Source organism: Pseudomonas sp. TJI-51 (assembly GCF_000190455.2).
GTDB classification, from domain to species: Bacteria; Pseudomonadota; Gammaproteobacteria; order Pseudomonadales; family Pseudomonadaceae; genus Aquipseudomonas; species Aquipseudomonas juntendi.
This window is the reverse complement of sequence record NZ_AEWE02000074.1, coordinates 1-17372: the sequence shown is the minus strand read 5'-3', so window position 1 is coordinate 17372 and position 17372 is coordinate 1. Positions and strand designations below refer to the sequence as shown.

Genomic DNA, 17372 nt, shown 5'->3' with positions numbered 1-17372 from the left:
CCGCATGAAGCGACTGGCTGGTCTTTCTGCCCTTGCCCTGATTATCTCCAGCACCAGTGGGTGTGGCTGGCTGTGGGGCGAGGATGGCTATTTCCGCGACCGCGGCAGCGACTACCTGCAGGCGCACCCTACCGCGCCCATGCAGCTGCCGCCGGACGCCAGCAACGTCAAGCGGCTCGACCCGCTGTTGCCAATTCCGCGTAACGTCGCCGATGACAACGTCACGGGCGAGTACGAAGTGCCGCGGCCGCAACCGTTGACCGGTGGCGCTGGCCAGGTCACCGACTACAGCCTGCAGCGCAGCGGTAGCAGCCGTTGGGTGCTGGCCCAGCACTCGCCGGCCGAGGTGTGGCCGGTGGCCCGCCAGTTCTTCGAGGACAACGGCTTCCGTATCGACGAAGAGCGCCCGCAGACCGGTGAATTCAACACCAGCTGGCAGCGCTTCGACGAGCTGTCGGCATCGCTCGGCCAGCGCCTGGCCAGCACTGCCAGCAGCGCTGACAGCGAAGTGCGCGTACGTGTGCGCATGGAGCCTGGCGTGCAACGCAACACCTCCGAGGTGTATGTGGTCAGCGTCGAGCGCCCGGCCGGCAGCACCGCCGAGCCCGCGTTCCCGTCCACCTCCGCCAATGCCGGCGCCGATGCCCTGCTGGTCGACGAAATGCTGGCCAGCATGAACCGCAGCGCCGAGAAGGGCGGTTCGGTGTCGCTGCTGGCTGAGCGTGATTTCGACGCGCCAAGCCGCGTCAGCCTGAGCGAGGACGGCAGCGGTAACCCGGTACTCTACCTGGGCTCCGACCTGGACCGCGCCTGGTCGGGTGTAGGCCGCGCCCTGGAGCAGGGTGGCCAGTGGCGTGTCGAGGACATCAACCGCAGCCTGGGCCTGTACTACATCAACCTGTCGGAAAAGCCTGAAGACAAGCAGAACCAGCCGGGCTTCTTCGGCCGCCTGTTCGGCAGCGAGCCCACCAAGGAAGAGCGTGAAGCCCGTGCCGAGCGCTACCAGGTGCGCCTGAGCAAGGTGGGTGAAAGCGTGCAGGTCACCGTCGAGAAAAACATCAACACCGTGGCGCCGCCCGATGTCGCCCGCCGCGTGCTGAGCGCCATTCAGGACCACCTGGGCTAAGTGCGCTTCGCGGTACTCGGAAGCGGCAGCCAAGGGAACGGCACGCTGATCGCCAGTGGTGACACGTTCATCCTGGTCGATTGCGGCTTTTCCCTGCGCGAAACCGAGCGGCGCCTGGCGCTGCTCGGGGTTTCGCCGGCGCAACTCAGTGCTGTGCTGGTCACCCACGAACATGCCGACCACGTGCATGGGGTCGGCTTGCTGTCACGGCGCTACAATGTACCGGTCTACCTCAGCCAAGGCACCCTGCGCGGCATGCGCAAGCCGGTGGAGGTGGCCGGTTTTCTGGCCTGTGGCCAAAGCCTGCATATCGGCAGCCTGCAAGTGAACGCCGCGCGGGTAGAGCACGACGCCTACGAGCCCTTGCAGTATGTGGTCAGTGACGGCAAGCGCCGTTTTGGCATGCTCACCGACCTGGGCTCGTACGACGCGCTGCTGCTGGAACGCTACCAAGGCCTGGATGCACTGCTGATCGAGGCCAACCACTGCCGCGACCTGCTGGCGCGCGGTCACTACCCGGCGTTCTTGAAGCGGCGGGTAGGGGGCATGCAAGGGCATTTGAACAATCACCAGGCCGCGCGCCTGGTGCACGAGTTGGGCTGGAACAACCTGCAGCACCTGGTGCTGGCCCACCTCAGCAGCAAGAACAACCTGCCACATCTGGCGCGCCAGTGCTTCGTCGACACCCTCGGGTGCGACCCGGACTGGCTCCAGGTGGCGAATCAGGAACACGGGCTCGACTGGCGCGAAATCGCCTAGCCCAACACCTCAAGCAAGCGGAGCCCAATCATGGAAAAACGCGACGAACTCTACCGCGGCAAGGCCAAATCGGTTTACAAGACCGATGACGCCGACCGCTTGATCCTGCTGTTCCGTAACGACACGTCGGCGTTCGACGGCAAGCGCATCGAACAGCTCGACCGTAAAGGCATGGTGAACAACAAGTTCAACGCCTTCATCATGCAAAAGCTGGAAGAAGCCGGCGTGCCGACCCAGTTCGACAAGCTGCTGGGCGACAACGAATGCCTGGTCAAGAAGCTGGACATGATCCCGGTCGAATGCGTAGTGCGTAACTACGCGGCCGGCAGCCTGGTCAAGCGCCTGGGCGTTGAAGAAGGCATCAAGCTGGAGCCGTCCACCTTCGAGCTGTTCCTGAAAAACGACGAGAAGGGCGACCCGTTCATCAACGAGTCCCACGTTGTCGCGTTCGGCTGGGGCACCGCCGAGCAGTTGGCAGAAATGAAAAAGCTGTCGTTGAAGGTCAACGAAGTGCTGAGCAAGCTGTTCGATGACGCCGGCCTGCTGCTGGTCGACTTCAAGCTGGAGTTCGGCGTATTCCACGGCCAGATCGTGCTGGGTGACGAGTTCAGCCCAGACGGTTGCCGCCTGTGGGACAAAGAAACCCGCAAGAAGATGGACAAGGACCGCTTCCGCCAGGGCCTGGGCGACGTGATCGAAGCCTACGAAGAAGTTGCCAAGCGCCTGGGCGTGCCGCTGTAAGCGGTGCGTTCACGCAAGCGCCTGATACCACGCGATTTTTTTTAAAAAAAGGTTTGCGTTTTAAAAGAACGCTGGTATGATGCGCGGCATTGGAGAGATGCCGGAGTGGTCGAACGGGACGGATTCGAAATCCGTTGTACTGGCAACAGTACCTAGGGTTCAAATCCCTATCTCTCCGCCATATTAAAGGCCCCGAGCGCTGTATAGCCCTCGGGGCTTTTTTCGTTTGGGGGAATTTTGGGGGAATGGGGGAGCGTGTATTTCCCCCAAGCGTTCGCTATCATTTCCCACCATGGCCTACTACGAGAAGCGCGGTGACGCCTGGCGCGCCCAGATCCGCCGCAAAGGATACCCAACCCTTTCCGCCACCTTTGACACCAAGGCAGAAGCCCAGCGATGGGCTGCCGAGATCGAGGGTGATATGTCGCGTGCGCGCTTCGTCGACATGCGCGAAGCCGAGAGCACCACGCTCGCCGAGGCCCTGGACCGCTACCTGTCGGAGGTTACTTCCACCAAGAAGGGCGCCAAGCAGGAACAGGTCCGCATCAAGAAGTGGAAAGAACACAAGCTTGCCAGCAAAGGCCTCGCCGCGATCCGCTCGAGCGATATGGCGGCGTATCGCGATGCTGAACTCAAGGAAGGCAAGTCGACGGCGACTGTCCGCCTCAACCTGGCGGTGATCAGCCACCTCTACACGGTGGCCACCAAGGAATGGGGCATTGAAGGGCTGACCAACCCTTGTCGAGCGATCCGTATGCCAAAGGGCAGCAAGGAGAGGGATCGCCGGCCAACACCGGCGGAGCTCACCGGACTGTACAAGGCAGCCGGCCAGATGAATGCCCAGCTTCCAGTATTCATTGAGTTGGCGGTGGAGACCGCGATGCGACGGTCTGAGCTGCTGATGCTGCGCCGCGACCAGGTGCGCGGCAAAGTGGCTTATCTGGAAGACACTAAAAACGGCGAGAGACGGGCTGTGCCGCTGTCCTCCCGGGCGATTGCACTGCTGGAGTGCCTGCCCACGCCGATCGGTGGCGGCCGGTACTTCAGCCTGGCGCTCAATACGATCAGCAACTACTTCCCCAGAGCCTGCGAGGCTGCCGGGATTGAAGGTCTACGCCTTCACGACCTGCGCCACGAATTCTCCCAACATTGCAAATGTTTCGCAAAACACAGCTATTACCCTGTAGGGGGCGAGCCTGACCGCATCGGCCTCATGCGTTGCGCATAAGGGGAGCACACTGAATTCGGAAAGTCATGCGCTACGGTTTTCGCGAACTGCTATGGGTGGGATTTCTTATACGTCTGGATCGGGAAGCCCGGCACTACTGAGCACCTTTCGAAGCACTTCGCGCTCTTCGCGATATGTCCAGGCACTTGGATGGTGGATTGCAAAATTCCGCGATGCCTCTTCCCAAGAGGTGTACCAGCTATCTTTTGCAGCGATGAACACCGGCGGGCGTCCTTCGAATTGGTCGCTGGTGATGTCAATGACGACGCCATCTAACTCAATCCAGGCATGAGAGCCACCGTCCTTTTCGCCGCAAACATACTCAACCCGCAACCCAAGCTGCGTATTGAAATAGTCACCGAGCAGTTCAGACACCACGCCGCAGCAGCCACATGGAAATTTCTTCAAGTGGTCCGGGAGTTGATCCAAGCCCTTCTGCTTCTCAAGCTCTTCCCGGAAGGCGTAGGCGACAAGGATATAGTCCAATGGGCTTTCCTCGGTATTCGTAATGAGTTCAGCGTCTCACGAGTCGCCGGAAACGAAAGGCCATAATCTGCCCTAATTGCTCGCGCCATCAGGTCACACAACGAAATATGTCCTGAAGATAACGGACTTGGTCGAAATCCCAACTCAATGCCGCAATTTTCCCACACCCAAGCGGTTTTCAACCCTCAATCCCGGCCCGCAACGGTACGAAACCTACGCCAAGCACAGCTCGAATGCCCGGCGAAGGGTGTTTTGATCAACGCTGAGGTACGGCTTGCTGTGATCCAGGTGTTGTTGGCCCAGGATAGTTTGCAGAGTCTCAACGTCACCTATCGCGGCCAGAGCTCGGGCAGCCAGCGAGCGCCGTCCACTATGCGAGCTACCGGGCTTTATAGCCGGCGGATCACCTGTTGGAGTGCGTGACAGGCCCGGTAAACCTTGCCGCCTTTCTCGCCTGTCCGCCAATTCGGCAGGCTGGGCTGACACTTGATCAGTTGTATCGTTTGTTTTCCTATTCCATTTGTATCAGTCTTGGCACTGGGCAAGCTTACAGGCTTTGCCAGTGTCTGAAGCCAACACCGACAGAGTGTTTCAAAAGCCAGCAGGAGCTGTGGTCGAACGCAAGCAGGTTGCCATGGAGGCACTATTGCCTCTAGCGCCTTAAGGTCGCTCGCAGGTCAGCAGTAGGGAAGCCAATATGCAAATCATCGTTCGGGGCAATGGGCTGCACAAAAGCGAGACAAATGCTCTGGATCAGATGCAGAAGCATCTGCGGGACAGTTGGTATGGCTACGCTTCAGTGCTAGTGGCCGACAAGCAAGGCTCGATGGAATTTGACCTTATTATCGTCACCCATGACCGGCTGCTGGTTGTCGAGCTCAAGGAATGGCATGGCAAGCTGACTAGCTACGATGGCAACTGGATCATAACGACCAAGCGTGGCGAGCAGAACCGAGGCAAAAGCGCATATCACCGTAAGCGCGACCAGGGCTACCGCCTGGCAGCCATCCTAAAGACTGAACTTGAACACAAGCTGGGGTATTGCCCCTATGTCGAGGCGCATGTCGTACTCTGCGGCAGCGCTACCCCGGAGTACCTACCGGAAAACGAACGTCAGTTCGTCCACACCCTGGAAGACTTTCTGAAGATCGGCGGTAAACACTACGAAGATTACGTTCAGAAAGTCAGGATGATCATATTCGATGAGATGGGCAGGTCGCGTCCGAACCAGAACCAGCCCATTTTTGACAGCTTCTTTCGTGGAAGTCGTGTCGAGCTCGCAGAGTTTCAATATCTTGAATACACGGCAGCCATTGCACCTGACCGTGTGCATGACCAGCACCTGTTCAGTGAGTACCCCGCCACGAACGCCGGCCCACCCATCAGCAAAGCCATGATGCGTCGCTGGGATCTGGCAGCACTGGGCCTGGCGTTTCACGATGACGAAACATGGCGTCGGATCGTTACCCGCGAGGACTTTGTGTTCCGAACCGCCAGCGCTGCCAACAGCCCACTGGAAGACTTCCTGCTGAGGCCCCTGTCTCCCATGGTGGAAGACAACATCACAAGCGACTGTGTTGAGTTGTTCGAGTTGCGCAAGAACACCCTGCGCCTTGAGCAGCATCTCAATCTTCACGGCCATAAATGGTCGGTGGATGATCGTCTCGACCTGACCAAAGCCTTACTTGCGCCCTTTGCTGAAATGCACAGCATGGGCTTCGCCCATCGAGATATTGATACCCAGAACCTTTGGTACTCACAGGATTCGCGCATTGTGCTGGCCTCAAGCTTTCATGCAGCGTTCATTCCTGACAAGGGCACAGTCAAGGATCTGGCTGAGCGCCTGAAAAGCAGCTCTACGCTGCTGCCCGAGGATGTCTACGCGGCCGAAGGGGATGTCCTCAGCCCTTTTGCGAAGGATGTGTACCTCTTGGCCCTTGTGGCCCACAAGATTTGCTTTCATGGCGCCAAGTTTGTCCTGGAAGAGGGAATTCCCGTCTGGCGTTCGATACCCAATGATCCCTTCGATGGCGAGTTGAATACTTTTTTTGCCAAGGCAATGGATCTTGAGCCGGAGAACCGCTTTGCCAACGCCTCGGAAATGCTTGCCGAGTTAAACACCCTGGCAATCGGCAAACCGCTGCAATACGACGACACACAGGAGGTCATGCAGGAGATCGCCAAAGGCGACTTCATCAAGGCCGACTGGAACCCTTACATGCTGATGAGTTACTTCCCTCCAGCACCGGGTGTAATCCCTGAGACGACAGCTGAGAAGATGGTCTATCGGTGCGTATTTGAAGGCGAAGAGGCACTTCTCAAATTCTGGCCGAAGGCTGTTGTAGACATCAAGAACCCTGGCATCAATCGCCGAATTCTGCGCATGCGTAAGCGTATCGAGCAGACTCTGGAAGACGAGTTACCATTACCGAGCCTGTTGAGCCATGGCATGTTTGCCAGCGGCAACGGACTGTTTGTGGTCACTCGGTTTGAGGAGGGCAAAAGCTGGCCAGATTTCATTGCAGGTCTGGACACTCTTGAAAAAAAGCTAGAGGCGGCCTCGGCGCTGTGCAACCTGCTGATCAATGTTCATGGCAGAGATTTCGCACATGGAGATCTGCACCCAGGCAACATTCTGGTGTGCCCAAGCCAGGCGGATGAGCTACTGTCCCTCATCTTCATTGACGCCCTGGATTTTGGCGATACGTCAGATCCGTACAACGTTGAGTATGGCCCGATCAATCCGGCGAGCACCGACAGCTTCGGGCGAGATTGCTATGCGGTCTATCAGATCGTTGAGGAGCTTCTGGGGGAGGAAGCTCCCAAGGCCCTAGCCATCGAGTTTGCCTTGGCCAAGGAGCAGCCTAACGGCATTCCGGTAGCCATCGATCCATTGGATGAAAGCATCAAGGCCGAACTTGAGGCCCTGAAAAAACCCTCACTCCCTGAAATACAGCCCCTCAAATTCGTAGCTGACGTTTTCAAGTGGCCTGCTACAGAAATGCTGCTTCAGGCAGGTGAATCGGCGTACTACCTGCAAGTCGAGCGTGCTGATCGTAACCCAGAGCAGCTGTACATAAAGATCACTGCGCAGGATAAGCGACTTAGTTTCAATTTCGACCCTGTGCGAGAGACCTTGTCGTCTGCATGGCTGTCGGACGTATCCTTCAGCGATTACATTTCCGCAGGCCATAAAGCTCAGGCTACCTTCACCCAACCTATTGCCATTCAGAAAGGTATTTCCACCAAGGCAACGGAAGAGGCATTCGTCCGCTTCCTGTTAAACCAGGAGCCCGTGCAGAGCTTCCTCAAGAAGTCTGATGAGGTGGAAGGCGAGGAGGTTGTCGAGGATGAATGTGATGCTTTCGTCGATCAGACAGTAAGGCCCTTCACCATTTGGAAGGCCATGCTGGAGACGGAGGGCGACCAATTGATGAGGGTTGAGATTGAAAACGCGACCTTCGAGGAGAGCCAGACCGGAGCGCTGCTAATCCCCTATGTGGCGCAGAATGGCCGGGATCTGGACTTCAACGAGGATGCAGGTGATATCGGCATCTACCTAGATGGTGAAAGTCGTCCATTTGGGGAAGTGGTTGCCGAGGAATGCAGCTCGACCCGACTGGCAGTGCGCATGTTTTCTGCCGGCATTCGCAGCGTGAAGCAAAAGCTGACTCCTGGTACGGAGCTGATTTTTGAGTCAAAACTCAACAATGCATCACGTGAGCGCCGCAAAAAAGCGATGGAGCGCGTGCTGAATGGTGTATCCCGCATCTCGAACCTGCCCGCCTATTTTGATCAGGACGGTGCACAGCAATCGAAAGTCATTGGCAAGATTCCAGAAGAAGTGGCGATCAGGGCTCGATACGACTCTGAATTCGAGCAACTGAACCCCCGGCAAATTGTGGCCTTCCAGCGAACCGTCTCCGAGGGCCCGATTTCTGTCCTCCAGGGCCCGCCAGGCACTGGCAAGACCGCTTTTGTCACCAAGCTGATCCACTACCTGTTCGAAAATGAGTTGGCGGGGAATATCCTTCTGGTGGGGCAATCGCATGCTTCGGTAGACACTGTGGCGATCAAGGCCCGAGAGCTGTGTTCAGCGCTTGGTACAGACTTGAGCGTCATTCGCCTGGGTCATGAATCGGCTATCGATGACCAAATGCTCCAGTGTCATTCCAGTTCGATCCAGCGCCAAATTCGCTACAAGTTTCAGCGTGAATATGAAAAGCGGATCAATGCGCTTTCCTCCCGCCTGATGCTCAGCCAGGAACTGGTGGAGGAATTGGCCAAACTGCATCGCAGCATCAGCCCAATTCTTGATCGAGTGCGCACGTATACCAAGCAGAGAGATGAAATTGCCGCCAAGCGCCAAATCAGTGAAGAAACGCGCATCGACAAGGTCATGGGCTATGACGCCAAGATCAAAAGCTGTGTGGAGTCGCTTCAGCACCACATGGACAGCCGAAAGTATGAGTTCAATCTACCATCACCTGCTGCTCCGGAGTTCTGGAGCGAGCTGTCCACTCAGGTGGCACGGCAGCATGGCGTCACCAATCAGCTGGCACTTCAGCGGTTGAACAATCTGATTGGAATCAGCCAGGACTGGATTGACGTATTGGGCTCAGGGGCTGCGAACTATGACAAGTTCCTGGTCAAGACCTCGCAACTGGTGTGCGGCACTCTGGTGGGAATCGGGGCGGGCGGTATTCACATTGAGGAGATGGAGTTCGACTGGGTCATTGTTGATGAAGCAGGGCGAGCACAAGCTTCGGAATTGATGATCGCTATGCAGTGCGGTCGCCGTGTTCTCCTGGTGGGTGACCACAAGCAGTTGGCGCCCATGTATGAGAAGAAACATATACGAGAGGTCGCCAGGAAGCTGCAGATTGATGAACGGGAGGTGCTCAAAACCGATTTTGAGCGCGCCTTTCTCGTGAACAATGGCATTGCCTTGGATACTCAGTACCGGATGATTGAGCCGATCGGCAAGGTCGTCAGCCATTGCTTCTATAACAACGAGCTGTACAGCTTCCGCAAGAAAGCTGATCCCTGGTGCTCGGAATTGCCTTATCCCTTGAACAAACCAGTCAGCTGGATCGACAGCGGCACAGGGGAGCGGGCGGTCAATGAAGACGAGCCTCAGAAAGGCAAGTTCGTGAACAAGCATGAGGTCGCTGTGTGCCTGCATCTGCTGCGGCAACTGGCACGCCCCGAGCACATGGAAAAGCTCAACGCCAAGCGCACTCCAATGAGCCCACAGCCGATTGGCTTAATCACGATGTACCGGGGGCAGAAACGTCTGATCGAAGAGGAACTGAGTCGAGCGGAATGGGCGGCCCCACTGCGCGATGCCGTCAGGATTGATACTGTAGATTCCTATCAGGGCAGCGAGAATGCTTTATTAATCCTCAGCTTAGTTAGGAATAATGACAAGGGTCTTCAAGGTTTCCTGGTAGATCAATCCAGGATCAATGTGGCGTTGTCCCGAGCCAAGGATCGCCTGGTGATCATCGGCTCCAAGCGCATGTGGAGTGGCGTGAACGCACCTTCCGCGTTGGGCAGCGTTGTTCGCTATGTATCCGAGCAGCACGCCATTTCGCCAGATGATTACGAAATCGTTGACGGCACCACAGTGATTGAGGGCCAGCGCAATGAATGATGAATATCAAGCCGCCGACGCCTCTGGCTTTCGCATCTGCAACACCATTTCCCTATTGGTGCCGGCGTATCAATACCAGATCAACTGTGCTTGGACGAAGGAGGTTTCCCTTCCTGCGGTTGAGGAGTTTACCTGCCGCTTGCTGCTGGCCTTGCAGGAAGTGCTGCCTGGCGAGATCCGAGATTATTTCGGCCTGTCTAAGCGCGAATGTGACGTGTTGATCGAGACGCTCATCCGTAACAAGCTGGCGGTCTACACCAATGATGGGCATCTGACGCCGTCATCGATGCTTATGGATCGCACCAAGGGCAGTTCATCGGCCAGTCCGAGCCTCACCAAGTATGAGGAGAGGATTGAGCGCCCCATCTTCGAGCTGCTCACCAAGACGATCATGCCGCCAAGCCAGCACAACCGAACCCGCTGGGGGCTTCCACAGATCCCTGTGCCGCCAGAAAGCAAGGGGTGGTCTGTACTGGCTGTCGCGGATGCCTTCGGCGATCAATACCGAGCTTTCCTAGATTTCTCGAAACTCTCCGAGTCGGAAACCCGCAAGACCCGACTCTACAAGGTCGGCACCTGTGACCAGATGGCCCCAGTCAATATCCAAGTGGATCTGGAAATCGGCTTGTTGCCAACGCAGGCCGGCAATGTTGAGATCATCAAACGTGTCGCCGAGAAAGTCGGGGGTACTCGCCAGCGCCCGTTAAGCATGGATCTGGAAGCCAAGATATCCGACTACCTCAACAGTCTCAGGATGCCCAAGGACGGGATGAGTCCACAGGAATACTGCCAGGAGTTCAAAGACGAGGTACTAGCACGTTACCTGGACGATCGAGGGTTGGACATCAACTCATGGCTGATCGATCACAAGGATCGCAAAACCGGGTATGGCAACCAGGAAACAAGGGCGATGATTGGACCCTTGTATGACAACAACAACCGAATCACTCTAGGCCGCATGCTGGAAGACCTCTCCAAGGACTGGCCTGAGGGTACGATTCACTCTGCCCTATGGTTGTCGAGCTCTGTCCCTCTTTGGGCGGCCAATGGAACGCTGCTGAGCGATTTCTGCCGCAAGACAGCAGAAAAGCTGAGCGAAGCCCCACATGTCAAAGGCAAGATCACTGCGATCCTGCCATTCGATGACAAGAAGGAGTTCGGCCAGCTGCGCAGCACCTACCATAACCGTATTCCAAACGGGATCGCGTTCGAAGGATCGGATCTTCAGGATCGTTTTGAAATCTTCTTGATCCCCGGCCAGCTCGCTGTGGTGCAGTACCACTTCCAGCCGAGCGATGATAGTGCTGCAACCGTGCCGATTGGCTACATCACCCGTGATCCTGTGCGTGTTGCCCACATCGACAATTTCCTCAACTCTCGGCTGTCCGGTCGGGGAGAGGGTTTTGTTGTGTGGAGCGAGGATTCGGAGAAGGACATCACCAATCACATGGAAAAGGATCGTCTAGAGCTGATTCAATCCAGTAGCCTGGGCTTTCCTATGACTAGTCAGGTGAAGCTTACAATTAGAAAGCCGCCCAGAAAGTGGTAAGTGAGCTTAAAACGGTTACTTGGACTGAATCGCCCCGGCTTTCCTAGAGACTCTCCAAGTTCTGGTGAACTTCCCCGGTGACATTCCCGTCCACAAAAGCCAGGGCAGCCAATTCAGGCGGGTGACCGTGCCGGTGCGGCTGGATCGAGCGATCATCTACACAGCCGTTAGACGGGCTTGGGCTCTTTGGCCTCCGCGTTGCTCTACCCAGCGGACAGCGCCAACAGGCGTTCAGAGCGGTTTCTATAATCGACTATAAAGACCTATAAAACCCATTCTAGAGCGGCTCACGCTATCTCCGCCACCGGCAAAGCGGAGAGCCATCGGGCTCGTTGCTGTTTTCCATCCAATACCTGCAAAGCAAAGAAGGTTGGTAGTCGACGAGCCACCTGCGTTCTGCAAGTGATCTGGGCTCAGTAACCCACAGGGTTGAGTCGGAACACCTACTCCTAACGCTGCGAGCAATGCTTAGAGCGGTCTTAAAGTACAGTGCCCTGGGTTCACTCGGAGTGATCGCGGGGCCCGGCGACCGACCTCAGCGGAACCGACTTCGCAGTCACGGCCAATCTAGTCTGCAAGTCCGCTATGAGCTTGTCGCGCTGCTGGATAGTGGCTTCAAGCTCCCGTACGCGGTGAGTCAGCAAATAGTTCTGACGAGCCCATGCAGTAATTTCATCTCGCGCCGCCTCGAGTGCCTCCCGATACTCGCGGGCCTTGGCCTGTGCTTCCCCCAGCTCCCCTTGCTTAGCCTCCAGTTGCTGCTTCGGCATGGTTTCGTTGAACTTGCGGATCGCCGTCAGGATGGGCTCGTGGAAACGATAAAGCGTGGAGCGATCGATACCCGCTTCTCTCGCCACTGTCGTTGCGCTGATCGCAGCGCCGCGCTTAACGCGGCGCGGATTGCCATTTCTTAGGCGAGCGAGCGCCAACTCTAGCTCTTGGCGGGTCTGCCGCTGCGACGCTTCCTTGTGCGCCCGTAGCGCCTCGGGATTACCTGCTGCGTCCACGCCGCTCATGCTTCCGACCTACTGCCATCGAGTTTGCTGATCACCTGATTCGCTTTCTCCAGAATGCGGTTGGCCCGGCTCTTGGCCGGTACGCCCATATCGGGTAGTTGCAGCACCACTAGTTGCTGCTCAGCAATTTCTTTCCAAACAGGAAGGTGTTCAGGGCCGATCAGCGCCATATTGCAGTCGACGCACATATCGGCCTCGAACAGACACAGCCCACCGCAGCTGCCCCCTTTGGCATTACCGGCGCACCAACTATGCCCGGTACCGTTGAGGGTGATCGTGCTGCTCAACTCCTGAATCAACTCGTCCTTGTTCTTGGCGGTGCGAACCATGGGGCGCCACGTGCCCAGCCAATCCTCACCTTTGGCCAAGGGGGTATCGGAGTCGAGGTAACCGGCCAGTATCTCCGCTTGGCGTTCCTGTTTAGCGCGCACCACGTCGTCCAGCAGACCGTTATCGATCTGGTACTCGTCGGCCCCGCCGTCGGCATACAACATGGTCATGTCGAGGCTCCAGTGCCCATAGTGCTCTTTTAGGTACAGCAGATCCCCCAGCTCCGAACGAGCATAGTTGTAGGCGAACGTGCGCCGGAACTGGTGGGAAGCCAGGTCCCACACTTCGCCGTTGTCGGCTCGGATCTGGAAATGCCGGCAGAAGTCCTTCAGCCACCTGTTGACGGCGGCGCCGCCCGGCATCACGGCCACCGGTCCCTGCTGGCTATAGTGCGTCGCCAAGAACAGCTTGTTCTTGCTCCTGGATATTTCCGCCAAGCGCTTTGCATGCTTCGACTCGATGGTTTCCAGCTTGCGAAGCTTCCGCTCTTCGTCCCGGAGCATCGATTGGAAAGGCTCGATCATGCGCTCGGCGAGATCGACCGCTTGCACCACGATCGGCGGCACTAGCCATTTGTGTGGTCGCTCGCCGGTCTTGTAGATCGTGCCATGCAACCAGATGCACTCGTAGCTGCCATCGATTCCGGGCTCCCTTGAGATGCACCCGGACTCCAAGGACATCATTTCGGAGTTGCGCAGGCCGGAGAACATGTTGATGCAGATGTAGCTGGCCGTCCTGAGTAGCGCCATTTCGGCATGCAGTTCTCTGAGCCCTGCATAGCCGTGTGCCCTGGCCACTTCCGTACCAAAGACCTGTCGATAGGCATGCCCTTTCACGCCACGCGCCTCGGCTGCCGCCATGGCCTGCTCCGCCTCGGCCTGAACGACCAAGATCGCCGGCGCACGCTGCTCAACGTACTCAATGGCTTTCTGAGCAAGCGGTACGAACACCGACTCGGGAATCACCGGCGTTTTCGGCACTCGGTGGGCCATGCGTTGGTCCATGCCGGCCAGCAGGGCAGCACTTTCAAATGGCCAGGGATGAGATGGCAGGTAGTCATCGATCTTCCCCACCTGCGCATACAACTTCTCGACCAGGAGCAACCTCTTCATCACGGTACTTTTGGCGGACTTTCCATCCTTGGCTGCCACTACGTACTCCAGGGTTCTGCCATCCAACTGGGCAAACCTGGTGATGCCTTGACTGACCATCCAACGCAGCAGAAACGCTAGGTTGCCCATCAGGGAGATCAGTGTCTTCAGCCCCAGGCGCTTCCCGCCCTCGATGGGATCGACATGAAGCGACCAAATGAAATCCTTGGCCGAGGCCAACAAGCTGCGATGCGCCTCGTCGGTCAGCCTTGAACCGTCCGGCAGCGCGATACCCCAGATGATCCGCTTTTCACCGTCCTTGGCATTCTCCCTTGAGATGTACGGCCAGAAATTCCAGACGTCATCTTCGTACCGGCTGATTACCACCGGCGAGCCTGCCGTATCGACGGCGGCCGAGACAGGCAAACGTGCTTTTTGCAGGAAAGTCAGATCTGCCAGGCGAGTAACGTCAAGCGGCAGCGGGATCATAATGCGGCTCCAGAGACCGCCCAGGCGGGATGAGGTGTCAGCCTGGCCTTGCTCTTTGCTGCCTCGACCAGGTCAGCCGGAAATTGCGTTGCTATGTCGTTGTCGATGGTCTTGATGACCCAGCCGTATGTCTTGACCCAGTGATGCGGGGCGATCTTGTTTCTTTCGGCAAGCAGCTTGTTGTAGAAGCTGAACATCTTCCAGAGATCGTCCTCGAAAACCACCATCTGCGGGCATCTGAAGCAGACCATGTACTTGCCGCAAACCTCTCCTCCCTCGCGAAAGGGATTCTTGCAGCGAGCAACGACGGTGTTGTATCCGCCGCTCAGGAGTTCGTGCACGTTCTGCAGCGGAATCCTGCCATCGGCGGCCAGTGCCGTGGCTTTTGTCTCATCCGCGGAAGTGATCCAGCCCACCATCGCTTGACCCACAAAGACATGATCCCGCTCAGCAACTGCCGGTAACGACACATAGTGGCGTGCGGTGGTCTCGGCGGATGCATGGCCCAGTGCGAGTTGGACTTTGCGAATATCTCGTGTTCGGGCATACAGGTTGGTGCCGAAGGTCGGGCGACAACGAGCGACGCTGAAGAGAAGGCGCTCCCCACGGTCATCCACCAGTTCATGTCGTGCCACGAAATCCGCGATGGCGTTTCGGGCATCCACTTGGGTGAAGCGGTTAACCCGCCCCTGACGGGTGGATCTTGGGTGGCGCCCGGTATGGGGCACCTGCCACAGGAATACGACGTCGCGATCCTCGGCGCGCGCTTCGTCGCTCAGTGAGCGGGTGAATTCAGCCAGCCACCGGAAGTGGTTGCCCACGGTGGTGGGAATCGTGAGTATCTGCTCTTGCTCAGCCCCCTGGTCGGCAGCCTGCGCCCGGTATGATGCGGCCTGCGTGGAACCGCCGCGGCGTTTTTCAGTGATGAGAACTTCCCGATCCTTGAGCGGATGGGGTTTTAGGCTATCTCGTCGCAGCTCAAGCAGGCCTTGAAAGTTCCGGCCGGTGGCCAATGCCAAAACGATCAGGTGCACCGCCAAAACCTGGGCCGGAGACAATGAGTCTTCGCCCCTTTCATTGTGAATCCGCTTCAAGTCTTGGTTGCACGCCGCAATGATCCTGTTCTGCTCGCCCTTGCTGTAGGACGCGCGCTTCGGCACCAACCGATTGATATTGGGGAACGGCGACTTGGGGAACCTCAACTGAGTGCTGACCGACTCCGGCGTCTTTTTCATTCGGTTGGTCAGCACTGTCTTCAGCGCAGAATAGGCGTTTTTCTTCGCCGAGAGTGACAGCGGTTGACCGGTCCGCCGCCCCCCGCCGGCGATGCGTCGCTCGAGCCACGCCAGGAAATCTCTGACCACCTTCTCGTCAATCTGGCTCAAGCGGCTGACAACGCAGCCACTCTTCTCAAGGTCATCCAAGAATGGCAAGAAGTAAGTGGCGAGTTGCTGAAATATCCCCTGCAGGGTGATTCCCACCAGCTCATGCCGCAGCGACCACACGGCATCCCGTACATGCATCACCAGGTCATCGCGATCACGCCGGCACCATGGATCGAAATCGAAGCGGATTTCACCATGGTGCTGACAGCTGATGGTGAAGCACCATGACGGCGGCAAATCGACAACAGTGCCATCCAGTGTGATGGACTCGACTTTCCGAACGACCCGCTTCCTGCCAATCATGAACGACTCCCTACGCGCTGCAGGACCTCTTCAACGTAACCGTCCACCTCATCATGTTTCAGCAGGTCCGCCGCATGCACGTAAACCTCGGTGGTGGTGATGCTCGAATGGCCCAGACGATCCCGTACCCAGTGCAACGCGCCATCCGTGCCGCGCCGCTCGGACATGCGCAAAAATTCGTAGGTGCCGAAGGTGTGTCGGAGACGATGAGGCGTGCACTTCACCCCAGACTTGGCCGAGGCTCGTTGAAAGGTCACATCCAAGCCATCCAGCGACAACTCAGCGCCATCACGGGTCAGGAAGAGCCTGGTTGTCTCCGCGCCATGGCGCTTGTGGTACATGCCGGCTAGTTTCGGTCGATCCCGCATCATGTAGTCGAACAGATGGCCCGCCAAGTCGTATGGCACCATCACCCAGCGCTCCTTGGAGCCCTTAGTCGGCGTAAGACTCGGATCGAGCGTCATCTTGATGGCCTTACTTGGGGAATGTCCGGCCGGCGTCGGCAGAACCCGAACATCGAGCGCGCAGGCCTCCTCACGACGCAGACCACATAGCAACATCAGGTAGGCCACCAGTTGCGTCCTGCGAGGCGACAGCGCCCCGATAAACTGGACGGCCTCCGGGATGCTCAGAAACTTGGGGAGTTGCTGCTGAGTACGCAAGGTCAACTCATTGGCCTGCAGGCGATTCCCTGAAGCATCGACGTGGGCCAAGAACCCCTTGGGTTTTGACACAAGCACATCCTGAGTTTCGAATGGCAGCTGTTCGGCCAAGCCCTGGCGAGCGCACCAAGTGTAAAACGCACTGGTGGTCGAAAGGCGCTTGTTGATCGTGGAGCGGGACAGGCCACGATCCAGCATCGAGTTGCGCCAGACCGCAATGTGCTCCTGGTTCACCCGAGTCCAGAACAAAGCGTTCTCTTCGAGGAAGGAGAAAAACTCGTAGAGGTGGTCTGCGTAGGTTCGCCAGGTGGCGGGAGAGCGAGTGCGCCCTCGCACGACCGCGATGTGGAAAAGGTAACGATTGGCCGACTCGATCAGCTCTGCACCGGCATTGGCCAGGAACGGAATCCCTGGCAAGGGCACGCCATTCAGCTCGAAACTCTCATCCGTGTAGAACACCCGCATAGGCCTTTCCCTTCTAGCAACACCATGATGGTAGTGTGCTGATTCTTAAGGATATTTGTCAGCAACACCTTGATGCTAGTAGAACA

11 protein-coding genes and 1 tRNA gene are annotated in these 17372 nt (G+C 57.5%); 7 read left to right on the top strand and 5 right to left on the bottom strand.

The genetic code is table 11. The features are described from left to right. Positions 1-4: 4 nt before the first annotated feature. From bamC to G1E_RS16690, 5 genes are all read left to right on the top strand, one after another. Positions 5-1126 (top strand): outer membrane protein assembly factor BamC, encoded by a 1122-nt coding sequence (gene bamC, locus G1E_RS16710; protein WP_009682010.1) that lies wholly within the window; start codon positions 5-7, stop codon positions 1124-1126. Further along, positions 1127-1885 carry an MBL fold metallo-hydrolase gene (locus G1E_RS16705; protein ID WP_009682009.1) on the top strand — a complete coding sequence of 253 codons (759 nt, stop codon included), beginning with the start codon at positions 1127-1129 and terminating at the stop codon, positions 1883-1885. A 30-nt stretch (positions 1886-1915) separates the two neighbouring features. Then, a complete protein-coding gene (purC, locus tag G1E_RS16700) occupies positions 1916-2626 on the top strand; it encodes a phosphoribosylaminoimidazolesuccinocarboxamide synthase (RefSeq protein WP_004375217.1) in 711 nt (236 codons plus the stop codon). 91 nt (positions 2627-2717) lie between these two features. After that, positions 2718-2807: transfer RNA gene (locus G1E_RS16695), tRNA-Ser, on the top strand. Between the two features lie 111 nt (positions 2808-2918). After that, a complete protein-coding gene (locus tag G1E_RS16690) occupies positions 2919-3854 on the top strand; it encodes a site-specific integrase (protein WP_256220449.1) in 936 nt (311 codons plus the stop codon). A 66-nt stretch (positions 3855-3920) separates the two neighbouring features. On the opposite strand, the gene G1E_RS16685 is transcribed toward G1E_RS16690, so the two are convergent. Then, complete coding sequence (locus tag G1E_RS16685; protein WP_009681704.1) at positions 3921-4340, bottom strand: hypothetical protein; 420 nt, start codon at positions 4338-4340, stop codon at positions 3921-3923. Positions 4341-5037: 697 nt separating this feature from the next. Here G1E_RS16685 and G1E_RS16680 point away from each other — a divergent pair. Together G1E_RS16680 and G1E_RS16675 are read left to right on the top strand one after the other, a co-directional pair. Next, the gene (locus tag G1E_RS16680; protein ID WP_009681705.1) at positions 5038-9996 is read left to right on the top strand and encodes an AAA domain-containing protein; all 4959 of its coding nucleotides are present in this window, start codon (positions 5038-5040) and stop codon (positions 9994-9996) included. Beyond that, on the top strand, positions 9989-11545 hold the full coding sequence (locus G1E_RS16675; protein WP_009681706.1) for a hypothetical protein: 1557 nt from the start codon (positions 9989-9991) through the stop codon (positions 11543-11545). Before G1E_RS16680 ends, G1E_RS16675 begins: the two co-directional genes overlap by 8 nt. 500 nt (positions 11546-12045) lie before the next feature. Here the strand turns inward: G1E_RS16675 and G1E_RS16670 are convergent, their stop codons facing one another. From G1E_RS16670 to G1E_RS16655, 4 genes are read right to left on the bottom strand one after another with little or no spacing between them, the layout of a single operon-like run. Beyond that, a complete protein-coding gene (locus G1E_RS16670; RefSeq protein ID WP_009681707.1) occupies positions 12046-12561 on the bottom strand; it encodes a hypothetical protein in 516 nt (171 codons plus the stop codon). Then, positions 12558-14471 (bottom strand): tyrosine-type recombinase/integrase, encoded by a 1914-nt coding sequence (locus G1E_RS16665; RefSeq protein ID WP_009681708.1) that lies wholly within the window; start codon positions 14469-14471, stop codon positions 12558-12560. The genes G1E_RS16670 and G1E_RS16665 overlap by 4 nt, the downstream gene beginning before the upstream one ends. Beyond that, positions 14468-16159 (bottom strand): tyrosine-type recombinase/integrase, encoded by a 1692-nt coding sequence (locus G1E_RS16660; RefSeq protein ID WP_009681709.1) that lies wholly within the window; start codon positions 16157-16159, stop codon positions 14468-14470. The genes G1E_RS16665 and G1E_RS16660 overlap by 4 nt, the downstream gene beginning before the upstream one ends. After that, positions 16156-17286, bottom strand: a complete 1131-nt coding sequence (locus tag G1E_RS16655; RefSeq protein WP_009681710.1) for a tyrosine-type recombinase/integrase — start codon at positions 17284-17286, stop codon at positions 16156-16158. Before G1E_RS16655 ends, G1E_RS16660 begins: the two co-directional genes overlap by 4 nt. Between the last annotated feature and the right edge of the window lie 86 nt (positions 17287-17372).